At 57.3% G+C, this 24,511-nt stretch carries 19 protein-coding genes, 1 tRNA gene and 2 pseudogenes; 9 read left to right on the forward strand and 13 right to left on the reverse strand.

Translation table 11 applies throughout. The features are described 5' to 3' along the window. Positions 1-650: 650 nt before the first annotated feature. Together GPM19_RS07055 and GPM19_RS07060 are read right to left on the reverse strand one after the other, a co-directional pair. Complete coding sequence (locus GPM19_RS07055; RefSeq protein WP_371829351.1) at positions 651-1,853, reverse strand: toxic anion resistance protein; 1,203 nt, start codon at positions 1,851-1,853, stop codon at positions 651-653. Positions 1,854-1,910: 57 nt separating this feature from the next. Further along, positions 1,911-2,852: a cobyrinic acid a,c-diamide synthase gene (locus GPM19_RS07060; protein ID WP_160418311.1), complete on the reverse strand. Its 942-nt coding sequence runs from the start codon at positions 2,850-2,852 to the stop codon at positions 1,911-1,913. 218 nt (positions 2,853-3,070) lie between these two features. On the opposite strand from GPM19_RS07060, the pseudogene GPM19_RS15660 reads away from it, so the two are divergent. Then, a pseudogene (locus GPM19_RS15660) lies at positions 3,071-3,157 on the forward strand (helix-turn-helix domain-containing protein); the annotation flags it as partial. 20 nt (positions 3,158-3,177) lie between these two features. Here GPM19_RS15660 and GPM19_RS07070 read toward each other — a convergent pair. From GPM19_RS07070 to GPM19_RS07085, 4 genes and pseudogenes are all read right to left on the reverse strand, one after another. After that, positions 3,178-4,167, reverse strand: coding sequence for a DUF8606 domain-containing protein (locus tag GPM19_RS07070; protein ID WP_202114735.1), 990 nt, complete (start codon positions 4,165-4,167; stop codon positions 3,178-3,180). A 442-nt stretch (positions 4,168-4,609) separates the two neighbouring features. Then, entirely contained in the window at positions 4,610-4,807 is a 198-nt protein-coding gene (locus GPM19_RS15670) for a DUF1016 N-terminal domain-containing protein (RefSeq protein WP_202114736.1), read from the reverse strand. Beyond that, complete coding sequence (locus tag GPM19_RS15530) at positions 4,788-4,916, reverse strand: hypothetical protein (RefSeq protein WP_264766795.1); 129 nt, start codon at positions 4,914-4,916, stop codon at positions 4,788-4,790. The genes GPM19_RS15670 and GPM19_RS15530 overlap by 20 nt, the downstream gene beginning before the upstream one ends. Positions 4,917-5,057: 141 nt before the next feature. Continuing rightward, positions 5,058-5,423, reverse strand: a pseudogene (locus tag GPM19_RS07085) (type I restriction endonuclease); the annotation flags it as partial. A gap of 399 nt (positions 5,424-5,822) precedes the next feature. Here GPM19_RS07085 and GPM19_RS07090 point away from each other — a divergent pair. The 3 genes from GPM19_RS07090 (at position 5,823) to GPM19_RS07100 (ending at position 9,038) form a co-directional block, all read left to right on the forward strand. Beyond that, positions 5,823-6,704: an SMODS domain-containing nucleotidyltransferase gene (locus GPM19_RS07090; RefSeq protein ID WP_160418313.1), complete on the forward strand. Its 882-nt coding sequence runs from the start codon at positions 5,823-5,825 to the stop codon at positions 6,702-6,704. Continuing rightward, positions 6,682-7,257: an SLATT domain-containing protein gene (locus GPM19_RS07095; protein ID WP_160418316.1), complete on the forward strand. Its 576-nt coding sequence runs from the start codon at positions 6,682-6,684 to the stop codon at positions 7,255-7,257. The genes GPM19_RS07090 and GPM19_RS07095 overlap by 23 nt, the downstream gene beginning before the upstream one ends. A gap of 80 nt (positions 7,258-7,337) precedes the next feature. Then, on the forward strand, positions 7,338-9,038 hold the full coding sequence (locus GPM19_RS07100; RefSeq protein ID WP_160418318.1) for a hypothetical protein: 1,701 nt from the start codon (positions 7,338-7,340) through the stop codon (positions 9,036-9,038). Between the two features lie 323 nt (positions 9,039-9,361). On the opposite strand, the gene GPM19_RS07105 is transcribed toward GPM19_RS07100, so the two are convergent. Beyond that, positions 9,362-9,438 (reverse strand) — tRNA-Arg (locus tag GPM19_RS07105). A gap of 155 nt (positions 9,439-9,593) precedes the next feature. Between GPM19_RS07105 and GPM19_RS07110 the strand changes: the two genes are divergently transcribed. The 4 genes from GPM19_RS07110 (at position 9,594) to GPM19_RS07125 (ending at position 13,829) form a co-directional block, all read left to right on the forward strand. Further along, positions 9,594-10,589, forward strand: a complete 996-nt coding sequence (locus GPM19_RS07110) for a TRAP transporter substrate-binding protein (protein ID WP_160418320.1) — start codon at positions 9,594-9,596, stop codon at positions 10,587-10,589. Beyond that, positions 10,590-11,108, forward strand: coding sequence for a TRAP transporter small permease (locus GPM19_RS07115; protein WP_319928101.1), 519 nt, complete (start codon positions 10,590-10,592; stop codon positions 11,106-11,108). Further along, on the forward strand, positions 11,105-12,367 hold the full coding sequence (locus GPM19_RS07120; RefSeq protein ID WP_160418322.1) for a TRAP transporter large permease: 1,263 nt from the start codon (positions 11,105-11,107) through the stop codon (positions 12,365-12,367). The genes GPM19_RS07115 and GPM19_RS07120 overlap by 4 nt, the downstream gene beginning before the upstream one ends. Positions 12,368-12,716: 349 nt before the next feature. After that, positions 12,717-13,829, forward strand: coding sequence for an RNA-guided endonuclease InsQ/TnpB family protein (locus GPM19_RS07125; RefSeq protein WP_160418325.1), 1,113 nt, complete (start codon positions 12,717-12,719; stop codon positions 13,827-13,829). A 165-nt stretch (positions 13,830-13,994) separates the two neighbouring features. Here GPM19_RS07125 and GPM19_RS07130 read toward each other — a convergent pair whose 3' ends face one another. After that, positions 13,995-16,643: an AMP-binding protein gene (locus GPM19_RS07130; RefSeq protein WP_160418326.1), complete on the reverse strand. Its 2,649-nt coding sequence runs from the start codon at positions 16,641-16,643 to the stop codon at positions 13,995-13,997. Positions 16,644-16,914: 271 nt separating this feature from the next. Here GPM19_RS07130 and GPM19_RS07135 point away from each other — a divergent pair, with 271 nt between their 5' ends. Then, the gene (locus tag GPM19_RS07135; protein WP_160418328.1) at positions 16,915-18,465 is read left to right on the forward strand and encodes a BCCT family transporter; all 1,551 of its coding nucleotides are present in this window, start codon (positions 16,915-16,917) and stop codon (positions 18,463-18,465) included. Positions 18,466-18,572: 107 nt separating this feature from the next. Here the strand turns inward: GPM19_RS07135 and GPM19_RS07140 are convergent, their stop codons facing one another. From GPM19_RS07140 to GPM19_RS07160, 5 genes are all read right to left on the reverse strand, one after another. Beyond that, on the reverse strand, positions 18,573-20,096 hold the full coding sequence (locus GPM19_RS07140) for a tripartite tricarboxylate transporter permease (RefSeq protein ID WP_160418330.1): 1,524 nt from the start codon (positions 20,094-20,096) through the stop codon (positions 18,573-18,575). Further along, positions 20,096-20,548, reverse strand: a complete 453-nt coding sequence (locus tag GPM19_RS07145; protein WP_160418332.1) for a tripartite tricarboxylate transporter TctB family protein — start codon at positions 20,546-20,548, stop codon at positions 20,096-20,098. The genes GPM19_RS07140 and GPM19_RS07145 overlap by 1 nt, the downstream gene beginning before the upstream one ends. Further along, positions 20,548-21,549, reverse strand: coding sequence for a Bug family tripartite tricarboxylate transporter substrate binding protein (locus GPM19_RS07150; RefSeq protein ID WP_160418334.1), 1,002 nt, complete (start codon positions 21,547-21,549; stop codon positions 20,548-20,550). The genes GPM19_RS07145 and GPM19_RS07150 overlap by 1 nt, the downstream gene beginning before the upstream one ends. Positions 21,550-21,755: 206 nt before the next feature. After that, positions 21,756-22,487, reverse strand: coding sequence for a response regulator (locus GPM19_RS07155; RefSeq protein ID WP_160418336.1), 732 nt, complete (start codon positions 22,485-22,487; stop codon positions 21,756-21,758). A gap of 48 nt (positions 22,488-22,535) precedes the next feature. Continuing rightward, entirely contained in the window at positions 22,536-24,221 is a 1,686-nt protein-coding gene (locus tag GPM19_RS07160) for an ATP-binding protein (RefSeq protein ID WP_160418338.1), read from the reverse strand. Between the last annotated feature and the right edge of the window lie 290 nt (positions 24,222-24,511).

The following is a 24,511-nucleotide window of genomic DNA, read 5'->3' on the forward strand; positions in this document are numbered from 1 at the left end:
GGGCGGTCAGCGTCGGGGCGGCAATCAGCCGTCACTTCGCCTTTGGTGATTCAGCGGTAGTAGGTTCGCACGTTGATGCCCATCACCTGACAGGCCTTGACCAGCCGAGCACCGTCACGCTGGGCGTCTTGCACCATGTCACGATGCGCTGGCGATCCGGGAGGCTGGCCAGTCGTCCGTCGTGAGTCGTACCTCAGATCGCCTCTGCTTTTTTTGACAAGGTCAGCAGGGCCGCCGTCTCGGCGAGTGCCTTGTCCTTGCGGTGCAGCTCACGGCAGTAGGCGCTGAGTTCGGCCTTGTTCATCGGGGCCGTCTCCAGGACGACCTGGAACTTCTCCTGGCTGGTCCACTGGTTGGGTTGGGTTGGATGGAACGTGATGGCAAAATCTGCCCTCGTGCTCTGGCCTGTTTCCGCCAATTATAGAGAGTTGCCGTCGAGATGCCCTGCCGTCGACTTGCCCGAGGCCTGGGAGGTCGTCGTCTTCGAGGATTCTTCTCCCAACGCCTTCGCTCTGCCGTGGCGACCTATCCCGTCGCCACCCCGGCTGACTGTTCCGGGACGCCTCTTCTCGTTTCAAGTAACAACATGCTTCACTTGAAGGCGAGTCTCGGTATTGCTTAAATACAAGATAAAAGACGATCCTGAAGAATCAGCTGGGGGCGCGACCGTCCTGTGGTTGCGATTCGCTACCCTCTCGGAGGCGCTCGATGGACGCATTTCCCTGCCTGGACAGGGTCGCCAGGCGGTCGATCTGTTCATCCAGCCGGGGCAGGGCTTCCTGACGATAGGTCGAGAGATCATCGATCGCGCCCATCACCTCGCCGAAGGCCTCCTCGAGCACTTGCATGTCGAGCATCGCGCCGGATGCCCGCTTCTGAATATCCACACCTTGCTGGCGCAGCGCCTTGGCGGTCCCGCCGATCATCTGCGACGTGGTGGAGTTGAGGGCTTCGATGCGATCCAGCACCAGGCGCTGGTTGGCCATGGCCATGGCCACGGTCACCGCCACGGTGAGGGCCGAGACGGTGACGTTGATGGCCCTGTCCACGCCGCGCATCAATTCCCGGTTGTTGCGGATGATGACTTCCAGCGCCAGCACGCCCTGCTGGCTCACCGCCAGTTGCTGCTGAAGGTCGACGATGCGCTGACGCAGGGGAAAGAGCAGTTCTTCCTCGAGGAAGCGACGCCGCGGATCCTCGGCATCGCGAGCGGCGATAGCGTCCTGCAGGCGGCGATCGATCAAGCGGCCCAGGGCGATCTGGCGGTTCAGCTCGCGCAGGATATCGCGCAGGGCCTGCTGGTCATCGTTCAGGGTGAGGTTGTCACGATGCAGCATGTCGCGACCGCCTTTCAGGTCCTCGATAACCGCATCCAGCGCCTGCTGGGCATTTTCGAACTTCTGGAAATAGCGCTGCAGGCGGCTGTCGATGCCGGGGATGATCGCCAGGACGCGGTCCAGGGCACTCGGTGCCAGGCGATGGCGAGCGGGATCGAGCCCTTCCATGCGCCCGCGAAGATCGACCAGCGCCTTGGCCACCGGCCCGCCCTCATCGCCTTGGTGAGCCAGCTTGCGCAGCGGCGTCTGCAGCATGGCGCTACGATGCGCGGCCTGCTGCTGCAACTCCAAGCCCATCTCGTCCACGGCACGCCGCTGGCGAACCACCGAGCCTTCTTCATCTTCGGCGAGGACCTCCTCGACGAAGCGGTCGGCCATCGCCTCGAGTTCGGGGTCGATGTCCCGCTCATCGGGCTCGGCCGAGTCGGCTTTGGTCGTCCCCAGCTGGCTGGCGATCTCGTCCACCGGTGGCAGAGAAAGGCGACTGTCACCTTCGGATTGCGGGGTCATGGGCATCTCCTGAGCGATTAAAAAGACCGTTGTGAAGGCCGTCACAATAAATCGAACGGCTGATCAATCCTTGCGCGCGTAACGATCGGCGCCCTCGACGAAGCGGCGCAGGTCCTCCAGCGCCTTCTCGGTGGTGACCGAGGCCTGAGGGCGGGCCGTCTCGATCCGCGCCATGGAAACAGCGGTATCGTCGAGGACGGTCAAGGCCGATTCGATGCGAGCGGAGAGCTCACTCAGCCGCTGTTCGGTCTCCACCAGCAGGTCCAGGCGCCGCACCAGGGCAGCGCGCTCCTCCTCGCTCAGCCGCTTGCCTTCCCGCGCCAGGCGCCGCCGCACGTAGTCGCCGTCCACGCTGACCACCCCTCGCGCTTGGGACGCCATGGTGGTCAGGGTATCCACCGCGCCGAGACAGACCTGGGTCACCAGGCCGCGCGAGCGCTCGAAGGCCAGCTCGCCACTGTGGAAACGGCTACCCAGGACATCCAGCACATGGCGATAACGGCTGTAGAGGCGATCCGCCAGGACCGCCAGGTCGGGACGGTTAACCTCCAGCAGGCGCTGCTTGGCCCGGCACATGGCCAGCACCAGGTCATCGGCGCCTTCGGGCGGCCTGGCCGGGTCGAGTACTGCCAAGCCTGCCTCATGGGCCTCGCGTTCCTGCTGGGCACGGTGACGCCGGGTCTCGGCAGCCGTCAATGCCTGCCGACGCCGCTCGCGACGGCGGGCCAGCCAGCCACGCAGGGCTCGCTCAACGGGCAGCGCCACGGGAATGGCGACGATGCCCGCCAGCCAGCCAAGCAGGCTGGGGCTGAAACCACCCCACAGGGAGGTCAGCCACAACAGCATGCTGATGAAGGGCACCACCAGGCAATAGCGGAAGATCACCTGCAGCCGGCTGGGGGCCGCCACCGGAAGCGCCAGGCCAGGATTGAAGAGCCCCACCAGCAGCCAGGGCAGGCAGGTCATAAAGAGACCATAGGAAAATCCCTGCAGGAATCCCAACATTGATACGGCTATCCTTCATTCATGGAACGCAAACACCGAGTGTAGAGTAACCGAGATGGGATGCTAAGCAACAGCTGGGCACACTACGAGATTCATGCGCAATGAAGTCATGATATGGCGATCCAAACATCCCTGCACCGTTACAACTTGCGACTCACGCCATTCGATTTCCTTCTCTGCGAACCATGTTTCTGAAAACTGGCTAAGTAGAACCTGAGGTAGTCGAGGAATTGTGTCGCTACTTTGACTGCCAGGTAGGAGATATCTTTGAATATCAGCCTCATGGCACCAATCAATCATTATGATATTTAAGCAATTCTTGACGCTAAATCTGCCAGACCTGCTTGAGACGACTGACGGTATGTGACCATTTGGGCGTGGTGGGTTTGCATACGGTGTTTTGGTTGCCGAACAGGCCTACCTCACTGAAGGCTTCCTCACGGCTGACGGTATGTAGCCAGCGCACTGGCACCAGATACTCGGCTTGTTCGTCGTCATGGTTACGGTAAAGGTGCGGATATATCGATTGCGAGGCAAGTTCAAGCAGGGTTTTGCTGCCCTGCGCTGTTTCGAACAAATAGCTATCCGCGCGGCATCGCTCTCCAATGACCTCCCCGACACCCACATAGCCTGTCTTGGGGATATTGACCCAAACTCGGTCGCCCTCCGAGAGCATGGCAAGGGTCTTGGAGTACCAGGTCGCACCACCACCGGCAATAAAACCGTATTGGCGCGCCAACTCCCATGGACGGTCGTCGCCAAAAGAAGCGTAGAACTCACCGTTCCAGGGCTCTTTCTTTGCCTTCCGGGAAGTGGGCTGAGCCGGCTCGTCCGGATCAATCATCCAGGCACGGCTGAGATAACGGTTTCCGCCATCCTCGAAGGCGGCGAAGAACATGGCGTTGATCGATAACTGGGCATGTTCGTTGAGGTAATTGATGATGCGCTCGCTACTGGCATCGAGCCGGGTGGCGACCACCACCAACTGGTGGCTTTCGTTAAGGGGAGCAGCGTCCAGCGAGATACCGAACTTGGCCTCGAAAGCCTCTTCCAAGGTAGCGTGTGGGCGATGATAGCGTTCGGCGAACTGCTGATAGATATCGATCAGCTGGTAGTCGACCAGGGTGACTACCCAAGAGGCGTAATCGATGGCCTGGGCCACCACGTCACGTGGGGTCTTATCACGCTTCAGCTCGATGATGATCACCGTGCCATTGGCGTCGATGGCCATCAGATCAATCAGCTTGTCGAAAGCGGTCCGCACCTGACGGCCGATCAGCAGCCAGTCCCGGTTGAGAATCGAAACATCCTGCATGATCTGCTCTTCCAGCAGCCCTTCGTCAGCAAGTCCCGCGGGGCGCAATTTCTCGGGCAGCTCGCCGGAGGAGCTCGCCGGAGGAGCTCGCGAGCTTCCAGATTCCTTGTTCTATGGCCATGGTGGTTCCTTATTGTGCTGATTTGGCGAGCAGGTTCTCTAAGCAATTCTGAGTTCGGCGCTCTGAGCGGGGTCGGCGTAGGTCATGGCTTCCTCTCCAGTGACTCGCTGTCATCAACATCCTGGTCGCTACCCAAGCGTGAACGCGCGTTCACAATAGATTCGTGCAGTTTTGGCCTGCAGAGCTTCTCTGGGTGGCAGTACGGTAAGATACTCGGCGACATGGATACCGCTTTTATCCAGCTCCAGCAACTCGATTTGCTCTTGCTGTTTACTGGCGCAAAGTATGATACCCAACGGCGGATGCTCGCCTGACTCCAACTCAATTGTGCAGACAGCGTCTGCACAATCTTGATGTCAGGGTAGCATTGAGAAAAGAGGGACATATATTGGCCAGATTGCGCTTTGACCAGCCACGTCTATAAGTACGCGTCAGCTCACTTCCCAATCGCGCCATGACTTTTTCACCGTATCCAGCACGCTGTTCTCTCAGGATTTCTTTATTGATCCGCTTGCCCACTTGCCAAAGTCAGCTCGGCATTGACAGCCGCCGCCGTGCGCTGGTGTGCAGAATCAATCAGATGACGAAGGTCATTTAAAAGCACAGGATGCTCAGGTGGTAGAGCCATGCCGCTCTCCTTGGGCACTATCAAGATCCTTTTTTAACACCTCAAGCATTTCGTCATGGTGCTGCTGAATTTCAGGCACTGTCCATGACGTCCCTGACTCCATCATCAACCACTGCTTGATACTGTCTATCCCACCCTTCCGGTTTCCGTCTGCCCACTCAAGCCGGTGCGGTCATGAAACAGAAAGCCGTCGCCGTTGCTCGAAAACACAAACGGTACGTCCAACGCATCGCTATAGGCCAACGCCTGCTGCATACCGTCGCCGAGGCTGTGCTTGTTGTCTTTGGCCTCGATCACCGCGATGGGCTGGTTCTTCTGGTAGCTCAGCAGGTAATCGGCACGCCGCTTTTTGCCCCGCGTATGCAAGCGCCCCCGCACAATAATCCGCCCTGCCGTGAAGGAAACCTCTTCACGAACCTGGGCCTGAACATCCCACCCAGCCTGCTCCAGAGCGGGAGTGATGAACTTGGTGCAAATATCCCTTTCGCTGAGGGCCTTCTTATCCATGGCAGATCCTGCTCGTCTGGCGGGTTAGGCGTTGATCACCCAAGCTTACGGCACTCAGTCAACTTAATTATCCTGTGGTAGGCTTGTCTCAGTGATTCGGCTGGCCAAAGCAAGCAGTAAAGTAATGGCGAGGGTGTAGCTGCGCGAGGCATCAATATTGAGCTTGGGGGCAGCTAACGACCCAAAGCGGTCATGCTGGCAAATAATGCCTGCACGTTCATACGTGTTATACAGCGGGCACGATGATTGGTGTTATATTGCTGAATAAAAATTAATATACAGAAATATCAGTGGATTATAGGATGCATGACGCGTTAGATAACATTCTCGACCTTGCCAACACGTTCATCTGGTATCAGAGCATTCCACCTAATCAATGTTATAAGCAAGGAGTTCTATTTGAGCATCAGCGATAAGTTCTCAAATTTTTGTACCGCTTTACGTATGAGCGATACGACAGTTTCGAATGTTCGATATAGGGCAAAGCAAATTACCAAGCGAGTAAACTCTGATTTCAGAGGAATTGACTCTGATACGAGATACAGTCTGTTTGTTGGGTCTTATGGCAGGGGGACAGACATTCATGTCAGCGATATTGATATGATTGTCGAGCTTCCTTACCCTGAGTATGAGAAATATGACAGGTACATTGGCAATGGCCAATCTGCGCTTATACAGGCAGTTAAAAATTCGATAAAGAAAACCTACTCTACCACTCATGTGAGTGGAGATGGCCAAGTAGTAAAGCTAAATTTCCAGGATGGAATATGCTACGAAATTGTTCCTGGATTCATCAATAAAGATGGCTCAAGTTATACCTATCCAGATACCAACAATAAAGGCTCGTGGAAGGTGACCAAGCCGCGTGAGGAAATTTCGGAGATCAGTAGCGCGAATAAGCAATGGAATAAAAATCTTAAGCGGCTATGCCGCATGGCGCGAGCATGGAAAGATACTTGGGATGTCCCTATGGGAGGCTTGCTGATCGACACGCTTGCTTATAACTTTCTAAAGCAATGGGGGTACAGAGATAAATCCTATGTCTACTATGACTGGATGACACGGGATTTTTTTGAGTACCTAAAGAATCAAGATTCGAATAAAAATTATTGGCTTGCACCGGGAAGCTCGCAATACGTATGGCGCAAAGGTGCTTTCGAATATAAAGCGCTTCGTTGCTATAACATTGCAAAAGAGGCAATAAAATACGAAACGGATGATATGCCGTACTCAGCAAATAGCAAATGGCGCGAGATATATGGAACAAAATTCTCCACATAATGCACTAGAAGATCAAATAAGGGAGTGTTACGGCCGTGTTGCATGGTCACATAAAACACATGAAAAATGCTCTGACATATTAAATACAAGGCTGAATAGAATAAAGCTATGGCAGATAATTTTATCAGCGATAACGACAACCGGTATTATGGTTGCTGTTTTTGGTGAGTCTAAAGAAATAGGTATCGTTTCAGCTGTGCTTTCGTTTTTTCTTACCGTCTTGAGCACTTATGTTAAGCAATACGATCTCGGCGGATTGGCCCAAAAACATGCTGATGCAGCAGTAGATTTATGGAGTATACGTGAGTGCTATCTTTCTCTTTTAACTGACATAAGATCAGGTCATCTTGAGGATGGCAAAGTTAGAGAGCTCAGAGATGCTTTACAGGAAAGGCTATCAGAGATATATCGAGGTTCTCCACGAACCATTGCTAAAGCCTATAAAGAAGCAACGAAAGCACTGAAGCAATTAGAAGAGCTTACTTTCAGCGACGAAGAGATCGATGCTATTTTGCCAAAGCCACTCCGAAAGACATCAAACAATGGCTTATAACAAAGCGCTGCTGTCGGACATATTTTCCGCTGCGCTCCAAATTTGCCGCAGAGCGCGGCGTTAGTTTCCTTGGTAAGCATATGGATCTTTTGAACCCTGAAAAATTGATAGCTATTTCGCAGGCTCCGAATGATTCGGAAGCATTTGACGAATGGTGTAGTCAGAACGATATTCTGCCGTTCCTTTCCGAAGAGGCGGAGGATGAGTATGTCCTGATTTATGTGAGCCTTGACCATGTCTATATGTACGCGCTGCTGGTACCGGATGACGTAAATCTCGAAGATCACGGAAATGATCTTATGGGCTGGAGCTCGAATCCTTTCTCTGGATGGAGTCTGGTCGCTAGCCAAGATGATGTTTGGATTGAAAGGCCTTGTCAGTCCGAAGGAAGCGAAGTTTTAAAGACTGCAACTCAAATAATATTTGGACGTTCATTTGAGGGGCATACTAGCGACTCCAGCTATTTTGAAGTTAACCAGGAAATAATACAGGTTCTAGACCTTCACTACGTTAGTGAAAGAAATGCATGGTGTAGATTAGATCAGCACGGAGATATCGAGGATTGCATAAGTGTACTTGATCTCAAAGGTGGTCGGGCAATCCTGGTGAAAGCTAACGTGTTGGATAAATATTGTGCAGCATCCCGAACGAAGCTTTTAAGAATGTTCGATTTCACGAGGTATCGAAAAGGCAGTTTCTCAGGGTGGGGAAATGGTCAAGACGAAAGCGATCTTCCCAAGCACGACGGAATAGCCATGCGGCTAACGGTTCAACCTGGGGTTGGTAGCTACTCGCGTGGGGTGCAGTTAATCGAGCCAAAAATGTCGGCTTCTTCAGTTTGTTCAGAAACTTGGGGAATTAATGACGACCAACGAGAGTATGCTAGCTTCATTGCTCAAGATTGGAAGAACAAACGAATAGCAGAAATATCTTGCGCTCCCGGTGCGACAGTAAACTACTTCACAGAATCAGATCTTCCTTTTGAACTTAGCCCTGCTTATTTTCGACCTGAAGTGCTTTCTAAATACAAAGCTGATCGTCAAAAATATACTCTGGAAGATCGTTCCATAACTTGCCGTGGTGCTTGGTATTTAAAATCATACGATATCAACGAGGCGGGGCAAGTACATACATATCTTGTGGACCTGCGGCAACTTCCCTATGAGGAACAGTTGCACTGGAAGCAGTTTAACGAATTGCCGAAAGCAGGGTTGTCAAAAAGAGCATTCACGACCGACTTTGAAGGCCAGTGGCGCGACGAATACGATGCTCTTCCGGCTTTAAAATCTAGGCTGCGTGAACTTATTAAAGCGAAATGCCCTTGGTGGGATTTGCCAAATACTGATCAGATTCAGGAAGTTCACTACCCGGTGACTGCATCAAGGGATGAATGGGCAAACGAAATCATGGCGTTAGACCAACTGGTTGTTGAAGGACTTAATCAAAAATGGCTAAAGGCAAAAGCTGTAGAATTAGGTCAAAAACCATCAGCGACGATGAGGCAGTTAAAGTTACTGGAGGCCTGTATGGTCGGATTAGGATTCGAAGAAGAACATGCTCATGGTCTCATCAGTCCTTTTCATGAACTGCATAACTTGAGGTCTCTAGTTCGAGGTCATCGATGGGGCTCTGATGCCGCCAGTGAGAGCAAGCGAGTTTTGCACGAGTTTGGCGAGTATAAAATTCATTTCAAGTCTCTTTGCCAACGTTGCGATGAATCACTTGAGCTGATTGTTGCAGGTTTTTCAGAGCACGAAATCGCTGCCCAAGGTGGAAACTAACAAGGCAATGCACGCGACAAGCGCGTGATTGCGGCGTTATATCAGCACTACCTAAAAGGCCGCTCCTGGCCGTTACCGGCAGGCATATAAAACGGATGTTTTCTTTCCTACGCGCCTGGTTCCTGTAGTGCGCTCAGGATTGTCCTTCCCGGGGCTCTATTTTTCCCTATTTTCGCTACCAATGACCCCGGGGCGTTCTTCCAGAAAATCATCGTCAGCCTTCGGCAGATCGAGGAAGGATGCCTATGATGGGCGAACAGGGCACAGAGTGGTCACAGACAAAAAATAAGGGCCTACGAATTAACGTAGGCCCTTGATATTCTTGGTGCGCCCGGCAGGATTCGAACCTGCGACCCTCGGCTTCGGAGGCCGATACTCTATCCAACTGAGCTACGGGCGCATTGCGTTTTTCAACGCGTGCGTATCGTAACCGTACGCGGGCAATGTGTCCAGCCGCGAGACGAGTCCGGCGCGGGAAAGCCGATTGACCGTTCTCGCTCCCTTGGTGCATTCTTTCAAGGCGTTATCGCCTTATTCCTCAAGGAAAAAATCATAATGAAAAAATTCGCTTTGAATACGCTGGCGCTCGGGGTCTCCCTCGCGCTGGCCGGTACGGCTTCCGCTTCCGAATTCACCGATATGGACCCGGTCACGCTGCGCCTGGCGCATGTGGTCAACGAGCAGGATGGCTTTCATATTGCCGCCACCAAGTTCGAGGAACTGGTTGAAGAGCGCACCGACGGCAAGGTGGATATCGAGATCTACCCCAACGCTTCGCTGGGTGACGAGCGCACCCTGCTGGAGGGCATGCAGATCGGCACCGTGGATATGGGCGTGATCACCAACGGCCCGGTGGCCAATTTCGTCGAAGAGATGGCGGTGTTCGAGCTGCCGTTCCTGTTTCCCTCGCCGGAAGCCGCTTACAGCGTGCTGGATGGCGAGATCGGTCAGGAACTGCTCGACAAGCTTTCCGAGGTCAACCTGAAAGGCCTGGCCTATGCCGAGCGCGGCTTTCGCAACCTGACCAACAGCGAGCGCCCGGTCAACTCCCCGGAAGACCTGGACGGCCTGCGCATTCGCGTCATGGAAAACCCGGTGTATGTGGATACCTTCCGCGAGCTGGGCGCCAATGCCATCCCCATGGCGTGGACGGAAGCCTTGACCGCCATGCAGCAAGGCACCATCGACGGCCAGGAAAACCCGGTCAATGTGATCCATTCGTTCAAGCTCTACGAAACCCAGGACTACATGACCCTCTCGCGGCATACCTATGCCCCGGCGATCTTCGTGATGGGCATGCCTGTCTGGAATCAGTTGCCGGAAGCGGCTCAGGATGTGCTGGCTCAGGCCGCCCAGGAAGCCGCCGAGCATGAGCGTCAGGTAAACGCCGAGATGGAGTCCGAGCAACTGGCCGATCTGCGCGAAGCTGGCATGCAGATCAACGAAACGCCGGATATCCAGGCCTTCCAGGCAGCGGTGACCCCGGTATACGAAAAATACGGTGAGCAGTTCGGCGACTACCTGACACGCATCCGCGAGGCGCTGGAGTAAGTGACCAAGCTTGCGCGACCGTTGTTAGGCTTTCTGCAGCGTATCGAGCGGGGCGTTGACGCCGTCATCGAGCCTACGGTTTTTTTGGGCATGGCGGCGTTGATCGGGGTGATCACCCTGCAGATCATTTCCCGGGTGTTGTTCTCCGCCGTGGGTTGGACGGAGGAAGTCGCCCGCTTTCTGCTGGTGTGGATTACCTTTCTGGGTGCCACGCTGGCCTTTCAGCGCGGCCGGCATATCGCCGTGACCTTCGCCGTGGACGCCCTGCCCGGGCGCCTGCGCCAAGTCGCCCGAATTGCCGCCACTCTGATAGTGCTGGCCTTCATGGTGGCGCTGGTGGTGATCGGCTATCGCTATATGCAGGTGCAGAGCTTTCAGAAGTCGGCGTCGATGCGACTCTCCATGACCTACGTTTACGCCGTGATTCCACTCAGCGCAGCCCTGATGGGCTGGTACGCCCTGGTCGATCTCTTGGAGCTACTTGTGGATGGCAAGCGCCTTGAGGAGCCGAAGTTATGACGCTGCTACTGTTCGGGCTGTTTTTCGGCTTCATGCTGTTGGGCGTACCCATTGCCCTGGCGATAGGCGCCAGCTCCCTGGTCGCCCTGAGCCAGGCCGGGGTGCCCTTGATGGTGGTCACCCAGCAGATGTTCCAAGGCATCAATTCGTTTGCCCTGGTGGCGATTCCCATGTTCATTCTGGCCGGCGACTTGATGGCCCAGGGCAAGGTCAGCGAGCGGCTGGTCAACTTCGCCGACTCCCTGTTCGGCTTTCTGCGCGGCGGCTTGTCGGTGGTGTCGGTGATGGCAGGGATGTTCTTTGCCGCAATTTCCGGCTCCGGAGCGGCAACCACCGCGGCGGTGGGCTCAAGCCTGGTGCCGGAGCTGCGCAAGAAAGGCTACGACCCGGCCTCCGCCGCCAGTTTGATTGCCGCCAGCGGCACCATCGGGGTGGTAATTCCGCCTTCGGTGCCCATGATCATCTATGCGGTGATCGCCCAGCAATCGGTATCCAAGCTCTTCTTGAGCGGTTTTCTGCCGGGGCTGGCCATGGGGCTAGGGCTGATGGCGATTGCGATTACCCAGGCGTACCGGCGTCAATACCCCAAAGGCACGCCGCTTTCTCTGGCGACTATCTGGCGCACGCTGAAAAGTGCCAGCTGGGGGTTGATGACCCCGGTGATCATTCTGGGCGGGATATTTTCGGGCATCTTCACCCCCAGCGAGGCGGCGGTGGTGGCGGTCAACTACGCCCTGCTGGTATCGCTGTTCGTTTATCGCGACCTCAAGCTGGGCGATGTGTATCGCATCCTGATTCGCTCGGCGATGACCACCTCGGTGATCATGCTGGTGATCGCCACCTCGGCGGTGCTGAGCTGGACGCTTTCCAGCTGGCAGGTGCCCGGCGCCATCGCGCAAGCGGTACTGTTTATGTCCACCAATCCTTACGTGATAATGCTGCTAGTGGTGGGGATAATCCTGCTGACCGGGGTGTTCATCGAAACCGCCAGCGCCTTGATCATTCTGACGCCGGTGTTGCTGCCGCTGGTGCTCCAGCTGGGCATCGACCCGATTCACTTCGGTTTGATCATTGTGGTGGGGCTGGCGATCGGCATGATCACCCCGCCGGTGGCGATCAACCTGTATGTGGCTTCATCGGTCACCCAGCTGCCCCTGGAGCGCATTACAAGGGCGATCATTCCCTACTTGCTGGGGTTGATCAGCGTGTTGTTATTGGTGGTGTATGTGCCGATTCTCGCCGGCTGGTCAGGGGCTTGAACAGCGGCCCGAGAGAGCCAAGGAGGCAATTCAAAACAAAGAAGATTTAGCATTCTATAACTTAGGTTAACGAGTCCTACCGAGCATGCAGTGCACAGTGAAGGTGTGGCGGCCATGGAAGGCCCTCGAGGCCTGTGAAGGGAAGCGCGCGACACACAGGGAAAAGGAAAAAGGCCTGCCACGCCTTTTACAATTGCTCTGACCTTCTCCTGCCCGGTCAGGGCAATTTTTTATTTAAAAGCGCGTAATACCTCTTCCTGAGTCGCGTAGCGCGAAGGAAGGGGATATAAGCGCGCCGCCCGAGAGGACGCCTTGCATCCTTACGCAAATGATACTAAAACTGTAAGACATGAAAACCGAACGCGCCTACAAGTACCGTTTCTACCCCACGCCCGAGCAGGAAATCCTGCTGGCACGGACGTTTGGGTGCGTGCGGGTTGTCTGGAACGCGGTGCTGCGCTATCGCACCGATGCGTTCTATCAGCGTCAGGAAAAGATCGGCTACAACGACGCCAGCGCTTTCCTGACCCAGTTGAAAAAACAGCCTGACACCGCGTTCCTGGCCGAGGTCAGTTCGGTGCCCTTGCAGCAAGGCCTGCGCCATCAACAATCGGCTTTCAAGAACTTCTTTGCCAAGCGCGCTCGATACCCGCGTTTCAAGTCAAAGAAGCAGCGGCAGTCCGCCACCTTTGCCAGTTCGGCGTTTTCGTACCGCAATGGCGCAATCACGCTGGCCAAGTGCAAGGAACCGCTTAACATCCGCTGGAGCCGCGAGCTTCCGTCAGCGCCCAGCACCGTTACCGTGTCCCAAGACCGCGCCGGTCGCTACTTCATCAGCTGCCTGTGCAAAGTGGACGCCGAATCCCTGCCCATCACGCCCAAGATGGTGGGTATCGATCTCGGGCTGAAAGACTTGTTTGTGGCCAGCGATGGAAAGCGCGTCAATAACCCCCGCCATACGGCGCGTCATGCGCGCAAACTGGCGCTGGCACAGCGCAAGCTTTCGCGTAAGCAAAAAGGCTCGAACAATCGGGCGAAAGCCAAGCAGAAAGTGGCCAAGCGCCACGCGAAAATTGCCGATGCCCGGCTTGACCACCTACACAAACTCACCCGGCAGATCGTCAACGAGAACCAAGTGATCTGTGCTGAAAGCCTCGCGGTGAAGAACATGGTCAAGAACCGGTCTCTGGCGAAAGCCATCAGCGATGTGGGCTGGGGCGAGCTGGTGCGCCAGCTTGAGTACAAGGCCGATTGGGCGGGACGCCAGTTCGTCCAGATCGACCGCTGGTACCCCAGCAGCAAGCGCTGCCATGGCTGCGGCTTTGTACTGGAATCCTTGCCGCTCGATGTTCGCATCTGGGACTGCCCGGACTGCGGCACCCAAGGCATCGACCGCGACGTAAATGCCGCCCGCAACATCCTACAAGCCGGCACCGCGCTGTTAGCCGGTGCCGAGAGTTGAAGCAATACCGAGGGGCACTCGGGAATATACGCCTGTGGAGTTTGTGTAAGACCGGCAATGCCAAGGCATTGAGGCGACGGACAGCGAAGCAGGAACCTGGGAGGTAACGACCAGGGAATCCCCTTCCACAAGCGCGCTAGCGCTGAAGGTGGGGGAGGATGTCAATCAGCGCTTAGCCAGCGCAGCGACTTCGTCATGTACAAGCTCGGCAATTGCCTGTTCGTCACCCTTGAAGCGCTCAGGATCAATGGGGTCGCCAATCACCACCCTGACCCGTTCGCGCTTCGGCATTCGCCGCCCCGGCGGCAGTGCCTCCCAAGTGCCTTCGATCCATATGGGTATCACCGGCACAGGTTTGGCGCGCAATACCAGCCCCAAGCCCGGCTTGAAAGGTTGCAAGTTGCCATCGAGCGAACGCCTACCTTCAGGAAACCAGACCAGGCTATGGCCGCGTTCAAGGCAGGTTACCGCAAGCGCCAGGCTGCTGCGTGGCGCAGCGCCGGGGTCGATAGGCAATACCCGCGCACAGCGGCTTAACCAATGCGTCACCGGCCCGGAAAACAGCATGCCGGTCCAGCCCGCCCAGTAGAGCGATTCCAGCTGATCGCGGTCGAGGATACGCGCCAGCACCAGGGGGTCGAGCAAGCTTAAATGGCGCGGTGCGATCAGATACTTGCCCTTGGCGGGCAGCCTGCCGCGTACCTCCAGGTCCATGAACAGATAACTGATCGCTCGCGCCAGTCCCAATAGCACCACGCCGGTCGCTCGTTGCAAGGCGCTGCGTGGCGCCAGCGTGGCTTTCCGGTCGGCATCGAGCATTTCTTCCGGTTGACCGAGCGAGGTCAACAGATCCTCCCCGGCTTCATCCGCGCCGGACGCCCCCGCAGCCTCGTTGAGCAGGTCGCGCACATTCTGTACGCGGGAAATCGCGGCATCATCCAGTTCGATGCCGGCATGCTCGCGCAGCGCCAGGGTCAAGTCGACCCAGCTGAGCGAATCAATCCCCAAGTCCCCTGCCAGGCTGCTGTCCGGGGTAAGGCGAATGTCATTGAACCGCCTGGCCAGATAGTGCCAGGTCTTCTCCGCCGCTGGGTCGGAGAGTAGCTGCTGATCTTCCGGGGCCATGGCTTCCGGGGTGATCGGTTCGGGCGCTGCCTGGGACGTCTCGTCAACCTCACCCAGGCTCTCGAACAGCTCCTTCAATTTATGGCGGCGCAGCTTGCCCAGGCGGGTGCGGGGCAGGGGGTCGAGCGTGATTCTTATCTCCCCCGGCCGGTGGTGGCTGGGAAGCTCGCGGGCCGCTTCGCTCACGGCGTTCTCGACGGCCCGGCGCAGCTCTTCCCCGCTGGCTTCATGCAGCAGGTCGGGCTCCGGCACCACCACCGTCGCCAGGCGATCCTGATGCTCGAGCACACCTGCTTCGCGGAGCTTCCCGGAGACGGTCAAGGCCTTCTCGACGCGTTCGGGGTCGACGTTTTCGCCGCCGGAAAGCACGATCATCGCTGACTTGCGACCCTCTATGTACAAATAGCCGTCCTCATCCAGCCTGCCGACATCACCGGTATGAAACCAGCCCTGGTCGTCGAGGTCTTCCCGGGTCTTTTCCGGCAGATTCCAGTAGCCACTGAAGACGTTGGGGCCACGCGCCAGTATCTCGCCCTTTTCGGAAATGCTCAGCTCGACCCCGGGCAAGGCGATGCCGGCGCTTTGAAGGCGAACTCTTTCCGGCGGGTTCATGGTCAGAATCGGCGAGGTTTCGCTGAGCCCGTAGCCGGTGGCCACTTCCCAGCCCAGCCCTTGCAGCTTGGCGCCCAGTTCAGGGTCTAGCGCCGCGCCCCCCGCCACCATCAGGCGTAGCCGGGGAGCAATGCGTTGATGAAGCTTGCCGAATAGACGTTTTCCCAGCCGCCAACCAAAGCGCTGGCGTGCGGTAATCGAAAGCTGGAGCATTCCTGAAAACAGCTCAGCCGCCAGCTTGCCGCGCCCGGCCACGCGCTCGTGCAGTGCATTCCAGATCGCTTCATAAAGGCGGGGCACGGCTTCTATCAGGGTGGCGTCACCCTCGCGCAGCGCCCGGATGATCTGCGGCCCCACCAACGAGAAGGGAATGATGATCGGTGCGCCAAGGGTCAAGGGAATCAGGATCCCCACGGTAAAGGGATAGACGTGGTGAAACGGCAAGGGCACCAGGACGCGGTCGCTGCTGTCCGCCAGATTTTGGGTGCGCAACGCTTCCACGTTGCTAGCGATGTTGTAATGGGTCAGCGGCACACCCTTGGGAGGGCCGGTGGTGCCGGAGGTATAAAACAGCGCCGCGATATCCTCCACCTGCGCGCGTATCGGTATCGGTTCGGCTTCCAGTAACTTTCCCCAAGGCTCTGCGGGTTCGGGCTCGCCCTGGGCGTTATCGGATGATTCGGCATCCAGCAGAAACAGCGTCACCTGGTCTTCGATATCCGCCAGACGTGAACGTAGTGCACAGGTGGTGATCGCGAAACGTGGCTCGCAATCGTTCAGTGCATGCTGCATGTCTTCACCGGGCATCTGGGTATCCAACGGCACCACCACGCCCCCGGCATGCAGGATGCCCAGCGCCGAGATGATCCAATCGACGCTGTTGGGGGCCAGGATAATCACCCGGTCGCCACGTTCCAGCCCTTGCTGCTCCAAGCCGCCGGCGAGACGCGCATAACGTTCGAACACCTCCTGGCGGCTGGTGGTAGTGAGCGTTTCTCGCCCCAGTTCGACGACGGCCGGGTGCCGTTCGTCCACCTTCGCAGAGGTCAACATCTGATTGAGCGTGGTGACATCCATTGACTAGGCGACTCCTCACTTTTGGAATAACTACTTAGCCTTAACCCTAGTCAAGCTTGGTCGCCATCGCCATGCGCCGCCGATGAGGTGGCTCAACGCTGGGCTCGGCGTGCCTTGTAGCGCTGAGGTTTCATTCGTGTTGACATCCTTCACAAATATTAGACCTTTGTCTATGCCTAGGTTACAATTCTAAAAATCTCGTTCTATTTCCAGCGCCATTCATTGAGTGGCGTTTTTTTATGCTCTTTTTTCCTACTGGATACGTCGTTCAATGGCTCAAACTCAAACCGATTCACCTCCTCGCTCACATAAGCTAGGCGATCCCGTGGTGCTTGTATTGACCATCGGGTTCGTTCTCGCCTTTGTGCTGCTTTCGCTTTACGACACCGACCTGGTGGCCGACAGCATCAGCAGCGGCTTCGCCTGGACGGCGCTGACCCTGGGTTCTTATTTTCAGTTGCTGCTGATTCTGACGTTCTTCATTGCTATCGGCCTTGCCATGACGCCCGCCGCCAAGGCGCGTATCGGCAATCTCGATGCGCCGGAGATGAGTACGTTCAAGTGGCTCTCGATTATCTTGTGCACCTTGCTTGCCGGAGGTGGCGTCTTTTTTGCTGCCGGTGAACCGGTGTATCACTTCGTGGTGACGCCCCCGGCCTTCGATACCGAGGCAGGCACCGCCGAGGCGGTTGCCGGTGCCTTGGCGCAATCGTTCATGCATTGGGGATTTCTGGCCTGGGCGGTGCTCGGATCATTGTCTGCGGTCGTGCTGGCGCATGCGCACTACGTCAAAGGTGAGCCCCTGCAACCGCGTACCCTGCTCTACCCGGTGTTCGGCAAGCGCCTGATGCGCGGGCCGCTGGGCGGCGTAGTGGACGCCTGTTGCGTTATCGCGGTCGTGGCCGGCACGGTGGGACCCATCGGTTTTCTGGCGACCCAGATGAGTTACGGCCTGCATGAACTGTTTGGTTTGCCGCAAGGCTACCCGACTCAGCTGGGCATTCTGGGGGTATTGGGAGCTGTCTATGTCGGCTCAGCGGTCAGTGGCGTGCATCGCGGTATCCAGTTGCTCAGCCGTTTCAATGTGTTCCTGGCGCTGGCCATCGCTTTGGTCATCGTGGTGTTCGGTCCCACCCTGTTTCTGGTCAACAGCTACCTGCAAAGTACCGGCACTTACCTGAGTGAATTCTTCACCATGGCGAGCATGACCGCAGAAACCGCACCGGCCTGGTGGATGCAATGGTGGACGGTGTTCTTCTTTGCCTGGTTCATCGGCTATGCGCCGTTGATGGCCATTTTCGTGGCGCGAATTTCTCGTGGCCGCACCATCCGTCAGATGATTCTGGCAGTGGCCGTCATTGCACCGATTGCCACCACTATCTGGTTCACCTTGCTGGGTGGTTCGGGCATTTATTATCAATTGACCGATACCATCGACCTCACCGAAGCGCTGAATAATTTCCAGTTCGATGTGGCGACCCTCACGGTGGCTCAGGCACTGCCCGGCGGCACCTGGATGGCATTCGCCATTCTGCTTCTGACCAGTATCTTCGTGGCCACGACCGGCGACTCCATGAGCTACTCGATTGCGATGGTCGGCGCAGGCCATGACGCCCCGAGCTCTCTCATTCGGGCTTTCTGGGGGATCACCATGGCGCTGATGGCCGCCATTCTGCTGTACATGGGAGCCGGTCAAATCGGCGTGTTGCAACAATTCATCGTGCTTACCGCGATCCCGGTTTCCTTGATCCTGCTTCCCTCACTTTGGAAAGGGCCGCAAGCGGCTTATGCCATGGCGCGCGAACAAGGGATTATTGATTAACACGACATAAACCGCCGGTGTTTTGCCCATGAAAACGGGGCGCCGACTTTCGTCGACGCCCCGTTTTTTTCGGTACTACTCGCTTCCAGAAACAATCGCTTCCAGGATCAATCGCTTTCAGGCGTACCTTCAGTGGGTGCCTTCATCCGGCGACGCAGGATGGGGCCCACGATATAGGGCAGGATCAAGCCCAGTGCCGCGAAGACCCACAAACCGATGGCCAGCCCGCTGTCCCACAGAATCATCCAGTCACCGTCGGAGATGTCCATGGCATGGCGCAGGTTCTTCTCCATTTCCGGCCCCAGCAACAAGCCGAGGATCACCGGCACCAAGGGAATCTCCAGCTTGCGCAGTACGTAACCGCCCACCCCGAAGGCCACCATGAAGTAAAGGTCGAATATGGTGTTGCTGATCGAGTAGATGCCCACGAAAGCCACCATGGTGACGATCGGCAGCAGGTACATCGGCGGCACCGAAAGCAGCTTGACGAAGATGCCCACCAGCGGAATGTTGAGCACCAGCAGCAGGAAGTTACCGATCAACAATGCCGCGATCACGCCCCAGACGATGTCGGCGTTCTGGGTGAACATCAAGGGTCCCGGGGTGATGTTGAGCGAGATCAACAGCGCCAAGAGTACCGCCGTGGTACCGCTGCCCGGTACGCCAAGAGTCAGCATGGGCACCAAGGCACCGCTGGAAGCGGCGTTGTTGCCGGCTTCGGGAGCCGCCACACCGCGTGGGTCGCCTTGTCCGAAATAGCCTTTCTTGCCCAGCACACGCTTTTCCAGGGTATAGCTGATGAAGCTACCCAAGGAGGCACCGGCGCCCGGCAATACCCCGGCGACAAACCCCAGCACCCCACCACGGAAGCTGGTGGGCAGGATATCGCGGATATCCTTCCAGGAAAGCGAGAGCCTATTGACCTGCATCTTTTCCTTGCCGCCACCGGCGCGTTCCTCGATGAAGAACAGCAGCTCGGAAATGGCGAACAGCCCCACGATGGCGATGATGAAGTCCACGCCCTCGAAGAGCTCGAGCACGCCGAAGGTGTAGCGCGGTACCCCGGTGTTATCGATGCCGACAGTCGCGATCATCAGGCCGATACAGGCGGCGACCACCGTCTTGATGGGGTTCTTGCCGGTGATTCCGCCAAGGGTGGCGAACGCCAGCAAGAAGAGCGCGAAATATTCCGCCGGGCCGAACGTCAGGGCGAAGTTGGCCAGCAGCGGTGCCAGCAGGATCAGACCGATAGTGGCGATCAGGCTACCCACAAACGAGGCCACGGCGGAGATCGCCAGCGCCTCGGAGGCCTTGCCCTTCTGGGCCATGGGGTAGCCGTCCAGGCAGGTCATCATCGCCGGCTCATCGCCGGGAATATTCAGCAGAATCGACGAAATGCGCCCGCCGTACATGGCCCCGGCATACACCGAGGTCAGCATGATCAGGGCAGTTTCCGGGGCCAGCCCCAGACTGAAGGCCAGCGGAATCAGGATGGCCACGCCATTGGCCGGGCCCAACCCCGGCAAGGCACCGATCAGGGTACCCAGAAAAGCGCCAAGCAAAGCGAACATCAGGTTATGCGGCTGCAGAGCAACGCCGAAACCGTCCATCAGATAGCCGAGGGTTTCCATCAGTTCACCTCCAGGAACGAAAGCAGACCCAACGGCAAAGCGAGATCAAGCGCAAAACTGAACAGGAAGTACACCACCACCCCCGAGACTGCCCCGGTGATATAAGCATTGACCGGGGGCGCGCCCATCCGCCAGCAAAGCGTTCCCACCGCCAGCGTGGTGCTGATGATGAAGCCCAATGGCTGAAGCAGCATGGCATACAGCAGCAATACTCCCACGGCGATAATCAGCTCGATGCCGGTACGGCTCCAGGGCCAGGCATTGTCGGGATCGGGGCGTACGATCAGATACAGGCTGGAAAGCGCCAGCACTATGGCCAGCAACTTGGGAAAAGTATCGGGGCCGACGGCCTCGGCCCCCCCGAACGGTTCCGGGAACTGAGTCGCGGCCCAGCCGTACGCGACGGCCAGGACGATCATCAGGACCCCAAAGATGCGGTCGTTGAAGGTCATTACTGAATCAATCCGATATCTTTGGAAAGCTGTTCGATGTCCTTGATCTGATTGAGCACGAATTCCTCGAATTCACCCGCGGTCATGTGGAAAGGCATCAAACCGTTCTGGGTCATGACGTTCTGCCATTCCTCGCTCTGGTAGATGGTGTCCATGGCATCGGTCCAGTACGCCTCGGCGTCTTCGGAGATATCCGCCGGCATGTAGAAGCCACGCCAGTTGGGACCCAGGGCATCGATGCCCTGCTCACGGGCGGTGGGGATGTCGGACAGATCGCCGGGTAGGCGCTCTTCGGAGAGGACTGCCAAGACACGCAGGTCACCGGATTCCATGAACCCCTGGGCTTCGGTGACATCGCCGGTAAAGGCATCAACGTGCCCACCGATCACCTGGGTCAAGGCTTCGCCGCCGTTGTTGTACGACAGATAGGCAATGCGCGGGAGGTTTTCGACATCGGCTGCCTGGGCGGCAATCAACACTTTGAGATGGTCCCAGCCGCCCTTGGCGCTACCACCGGCGAACTTGACGCTACGCGGGTCTTCCTTGAGCGAGTCCATCAGTTCGTTGAGGTCATCAATCTCGGAATCGGCAGCCACGGCAATAATCCCGTAATCCGCGCCCAGAGCACCGATCCAGTTGACCATATCGGCGGACAGCCCCGGGAATTGCCCTTGGGCCAGACGCGTGGTGGTGGCAGTGGAGGCTGCGACCAGCAGATGGTCGTCACCGGCGCGCTTGCTCACGGTATGGGCAAACGCCACGCCGCCGCCGGCACCAGCCATGTTGATGGTCTGGACATTCGCCGGGACCAGATCGAGCTCCTGCATGACGTTACCCACGCTGCGGCAGGTAAAGTCCCAGCCACCGCCCGGGTCGGAGGGGGCGATACATTCCACCTTACCCTCCGGTTCGAAGGCGGCGGCAGTGCTGGAAAAAGTGGTAACAGCGGCTAGCGGCAGGGCCAGCAGGGTTACGTACTTCAAGGAAGGCTTGAGGGTCATGGCGTTCTCCACGTTTCAATCTGTTTTTGTAGTGATGCGTGTTGTGGTGCTGCGTGTTGTGGCGATGTCTGGCACTTCACGCTGCGAACGTTAGAAGAATGCAGACCCTGGCGACAAGCTTGTGAACATAAAGCACAAAAAGAGCATTGTGAGCATTTTGTTCATTCTGTTCACGGACGCTTCTCAAGGCTTTTTCAAGGGCTTTCTTAAGGGCTTTCCAGCCAGCCGGTGGTATCCGCCTGCAACCGATAACGTCGCTCGGGCCTACCAACATCACCGTAGCCCAGTTCCGCTTCCACCACCTGTACCGATACCAGAAATTCCAGATAGCGCCGCGCCGTGGAACGACTTGCGCCCATGGCGCGCGCCACCTGCATGGCAGCCAGCGGTTCAGGCACTTGTTTGAGCGCTTCCACCACCGAGCGTAGCGTCAGGCGGTCGATGCCTTTGGGCAAGGCACGCGTCCCTGCGTTTGATGAGTTTTCCGGGCGTAGCCTGGCCAAGGCGCGATCCAGTTCTTCCTGGCTCATTTCCCCCTGGGCCGCCAAGGCACTCCGCTCACGGCGAAAGCGCGCCAGCATCTGCGCCATACGTGCAGCTTCGGTAGGCTTGATCAAGTAATCGAACACCCCGCCGCGCAAAGCTTCGCTGATGGTTTCCACCTCGCGTGCGGCGGTGACCATGACGATATCCACCTGGACGTAATCGCGACGCAGCGCCCAGAGCAGTTCCAGGCCTTCCACATCGGGCAGATAAGCATCCAGCAATACCAGCTGAATATTTGATGAATGGCGCGCCATCAGCTCGCGGGCTTCCACCCCGTTGCGGGCCACGGCGACCACCTCAAAACCCGGGCTTTGTTCGATAAAGGCACGATGGATATCAGCGATTCGAAAGTCGTCTTCTATGATCAGGATTCCGTAATTCGAAGCGGGCATCCCTCCTCCTGCGATGTCGGGCATCGTCTTGTCATGGTTGGCGTGGGGTCAGGCAAAACCGGCTGGTGCGCGACACAGTGAGCGGTCGAGCACCACGATAAAGCAGGCCCCGCCCAGCTCGCTTTCCTCCAGCGTGATGGCACCGCCATGTTCACGGCATAGCCGCGCCACCAGCGCCAGGCCGATGCCACGGTGCTTGCCCGGCTTGGTCGAATAGCCTTCGCGAAAGATGTGTTCAATGTCCTCCGGCGGTACGCCCGGGCCATTGTCTTCCACCTCGATCAACAGCTGCTCGCCCAGGTCGGTGAAAAACAATCGCACCTGAGGCTCATCGGAGGCTCCCTGCAAGGCGGCGTGGCAGGCGTTATCCAGAAGGTTGCCTACCACGCTCATCAGCACTTCCTGGCCGGTGGCGGTCAACGGTTGGGAAAGCGAGCTTTGTTCGTCGATTTCCAGGCTGACACCAAGCTCCCGGGCCCGGGTCAGCTTGCCCAACAAGGTGCCGCTCAGCACGGCATCGGCGACATGCCGCATCAGGAAATTCATCTGCGCCTGGGCACGTTCGCTTTCCTGATGGATCAATGCCAGGGCGTCGTCGATGCGATCAAGCTGCAACAACCCCGAGATGGTATACAGCTTGTTGGAAAATTCATGGGCCTGAGCGCGCAGCATGTCCACGTCGCGACTGGCCTGACTAAGCGCCTGGGAAAGATCGACGATTTCACGGCGGCTACGAAAGGTCGCCACCGCTCCTTCGATCTCGCCTTCATAGGAAATAGGCACCCGGTTGACGACCACCGGATGGTCCCCCAGCCACATTTGCTGATCGAACTGCTGCTCTCCTCGCTCCAGTACTTCAAGCAAGCGCGAATTAGGCACCACCGCCTGAATGTGCTGGCCCAGCACGGCTTTTTCGGTAATGGCCAAACCCAGAAAGCGCCGCGCCTGCTGATTGACCAAGGTGATGCGCCCTTCCCGATTGATCGCCAGGATACCTTCGTGGATTGACTGCAGGATGGCCTCTTTCTCCATGGCCAGGCGGGCGATTTCATGCGGTTCCAGCCCCAGAATCACTTTCTTCAGATGGCGCGAGAGCAGGTAGGCCCCGGCAAATCCGAGCACGATCATCGCCGCCACCAACCACCAGCCGAAGCTGGTATGACGCCCCACGTCCATGGCGATTCGGTCAAGCATGAAGCCCACCGAGACCAGCCCGAGGATATTGCCTTCGCCGTCGAAGACCGGCGTCTTGCCGCGGATCGCCTTACCCAGCGAGCCGGTGGCTTCGGAGACGTAGGATTCGCCGTGAAGCAAGGCTCGCTGGTTGTCACCGCCCACCATCGGCAAGCCAATCCGCTCGGGCAAGGGGTGGGAGTAGCGCACCCCCTGGGTATTGCCCACCACCACATAGCGCGCTCCGGTTCTCAGGCGAATGCGCTCGGCAATCGGCTGGATGGTCGCGGCAGGGTTCTCATCGGAGAAGGCATCGATCAGCGTGGGGATACTCGCCACGCTCTTGGCCACCGCCAGGGCACGTTCGCCCATCTGGTCGCTGATGATCTCCGCCTTGCGATGATTGAGGTAAGTACCTTGGGCCAGCAACATCCCCGCCAGCAGTACCCCGACGAGCACCATGACCTGCAAGCGGAAGCTACGCGTCAGCCAGCTTCGCCGGGCACGCGCTCGGCGCCAACGCTGAATGTCGGCAATGGTTCGATAGCGAGGGGAGGACATGGCGGTACTCATCGGCGGTTGCTGCGCCAGTATGGCACGCCCGATGTTTGAGGTTAATCGATGCCTTTTGTTACTGAACTAGTCTAATCGATACTCACCTAGTGTGCTGTCCCAGAAATAAGCGAGCAAATTCGTTTGGCCTCTACAAGAATGAACTCGGCGCCGTCACTGAGATTACACAGTAGAGAGAAATCTCTGCCACAATCAAAATAGTCGACCTTGGGCTGTGAAGCTGGTTAGGAGGATTTGGTGTCAGGCTGTTCTGGGCAAAATGGATCCAGGAGTTGGTG

Origin of the sequence: Vreelandella zhuhanensis, assembly GCF_009793355.1 — a bacterium.
Taxonomy (GTDB): Bacteria; Pseudomonadota; Gammaproteobacteria; order Pseudomonadales; family Halomonadaceae; genus Vreelandella; species Vreelandella zhuhanensis.

Excerpts from the sequence above, each read along its gene's own strand:
- GPM19_RS07070 (WP_202114735.1), bottom strand. The coding sequence starts at position 4,167 with ATGCAGGATGTTTCGATTCTCAACCGGGACTGGCTGCTGATCGGCCGT.
- GPM19_RS07060 (WP_160418311.1), bottom strand. The coding sequence starts at position 2,852 with ATGTTGGGATTCCTGCAGGGATTTTCCTATGGTCTCTTTATGACCTGC.
- GPM19_RS07110 (WP_160418320.1), top strand. The coding sequence starts at position 9,594 with ATGAAAAAATTCGCTTTGAATACGCTGGCGCTCGGGGTCTCCCTCGCG.
- GPM19_RS07155 (WP_160418336.1), bottom strand. The coding sequence starts at position 22,487 with ATGCCCGCTTCGAATTACGGAATCCTGATCATAGAAGACGACTTTCGA.
- GPM19_RS07120 (WP_160418322.1), top strand. The coding sequence starts at position 11,105 with ATGACGCTGCTACTGTTCGGGCTGTTTTTCGGCTTCATGCTGTTGGGC.
- GPM19_RS07160 (WP_160418338.1), bottom strand. The coding sequence starts at position 24,221 with ATGTCCTCCCCTCGCTATCGAACCATTGCCGACATTCAGCGTTGGCGC.
- GPM19_RS07095 (WP_160418316.1), top strand. The coding sequence starts at position 6,682 with ATGGAACAAAATTCTCCACATAATGCACTAGAAGATCAAATAAGGGAG.
- GPM19_RS07055 (WP_371829351.1), bottom strand. The coding sequence starts at position 1,853 with ATGCCCATGACCCCGCAATCCGAAGGTGACAGTCGCCTTTCTCTGCCA.
- GPM19_RS15530 (WP_264766795.1), bottom strand. The coding sequence starts at position 4,916 with ATGGCTCTACCACCTGAGCATCCTGTGCTTTTAAATGACCTTCGTCAT.
- GPM19_RS07130 (WP_160418326.1), bottom strand. The coding sequence starts at position 16,643 with ATGGATGTCACCACGCTCAATCAGATGTTGACCTCTGCGAAGGTGGAC.
- GPM19_RS07145 (WP_160418332.1), bottom strand. The coding sequence starts at position 20,548 with ATGACCTTCAACGACCGCATCTTTGGGGTCCTGATGATCGTCCTGGCC.
- GPM19_RS07140 (WP_160418330.1), bottom strand. The coding sequence starts at position 20,096 with ATGGAAACCCTCGGCTATCTGATGGACGGTTTCGGCGTTGCTCTGCAG.
- GPM19_RS07100 (WP_160418318.1), top strand. The coding sequence starts at position 7,338 with ATGGATCTTTTGAACCCTGAAAAATTGATAGCTATTTCGCAGGCTCCG.
- GPM19_RS07125 (WP_160418325.1), top strand. The coding sequence starts at position 12,717 with ATGAAAACCGAACGCGCCTACAAGTACCGTTTCTACCCCACGCCCGAG.
- GPM19_RS07135 (WP_160418328.1), top strand. The coding sequence starts at position 16,915 with ATGGCTCAAACTCAAACCGATTCACCTCCTCGCTCACATAAGCTAGGC.
- GPM19_RS07150 (WP_160418334.1), bottom strand. The coding sequence starts at position 21,549 with ATGACCCTCAAGCCTTCCTTGAAGTACGTAACCCTGCTGGCCCTGCCG.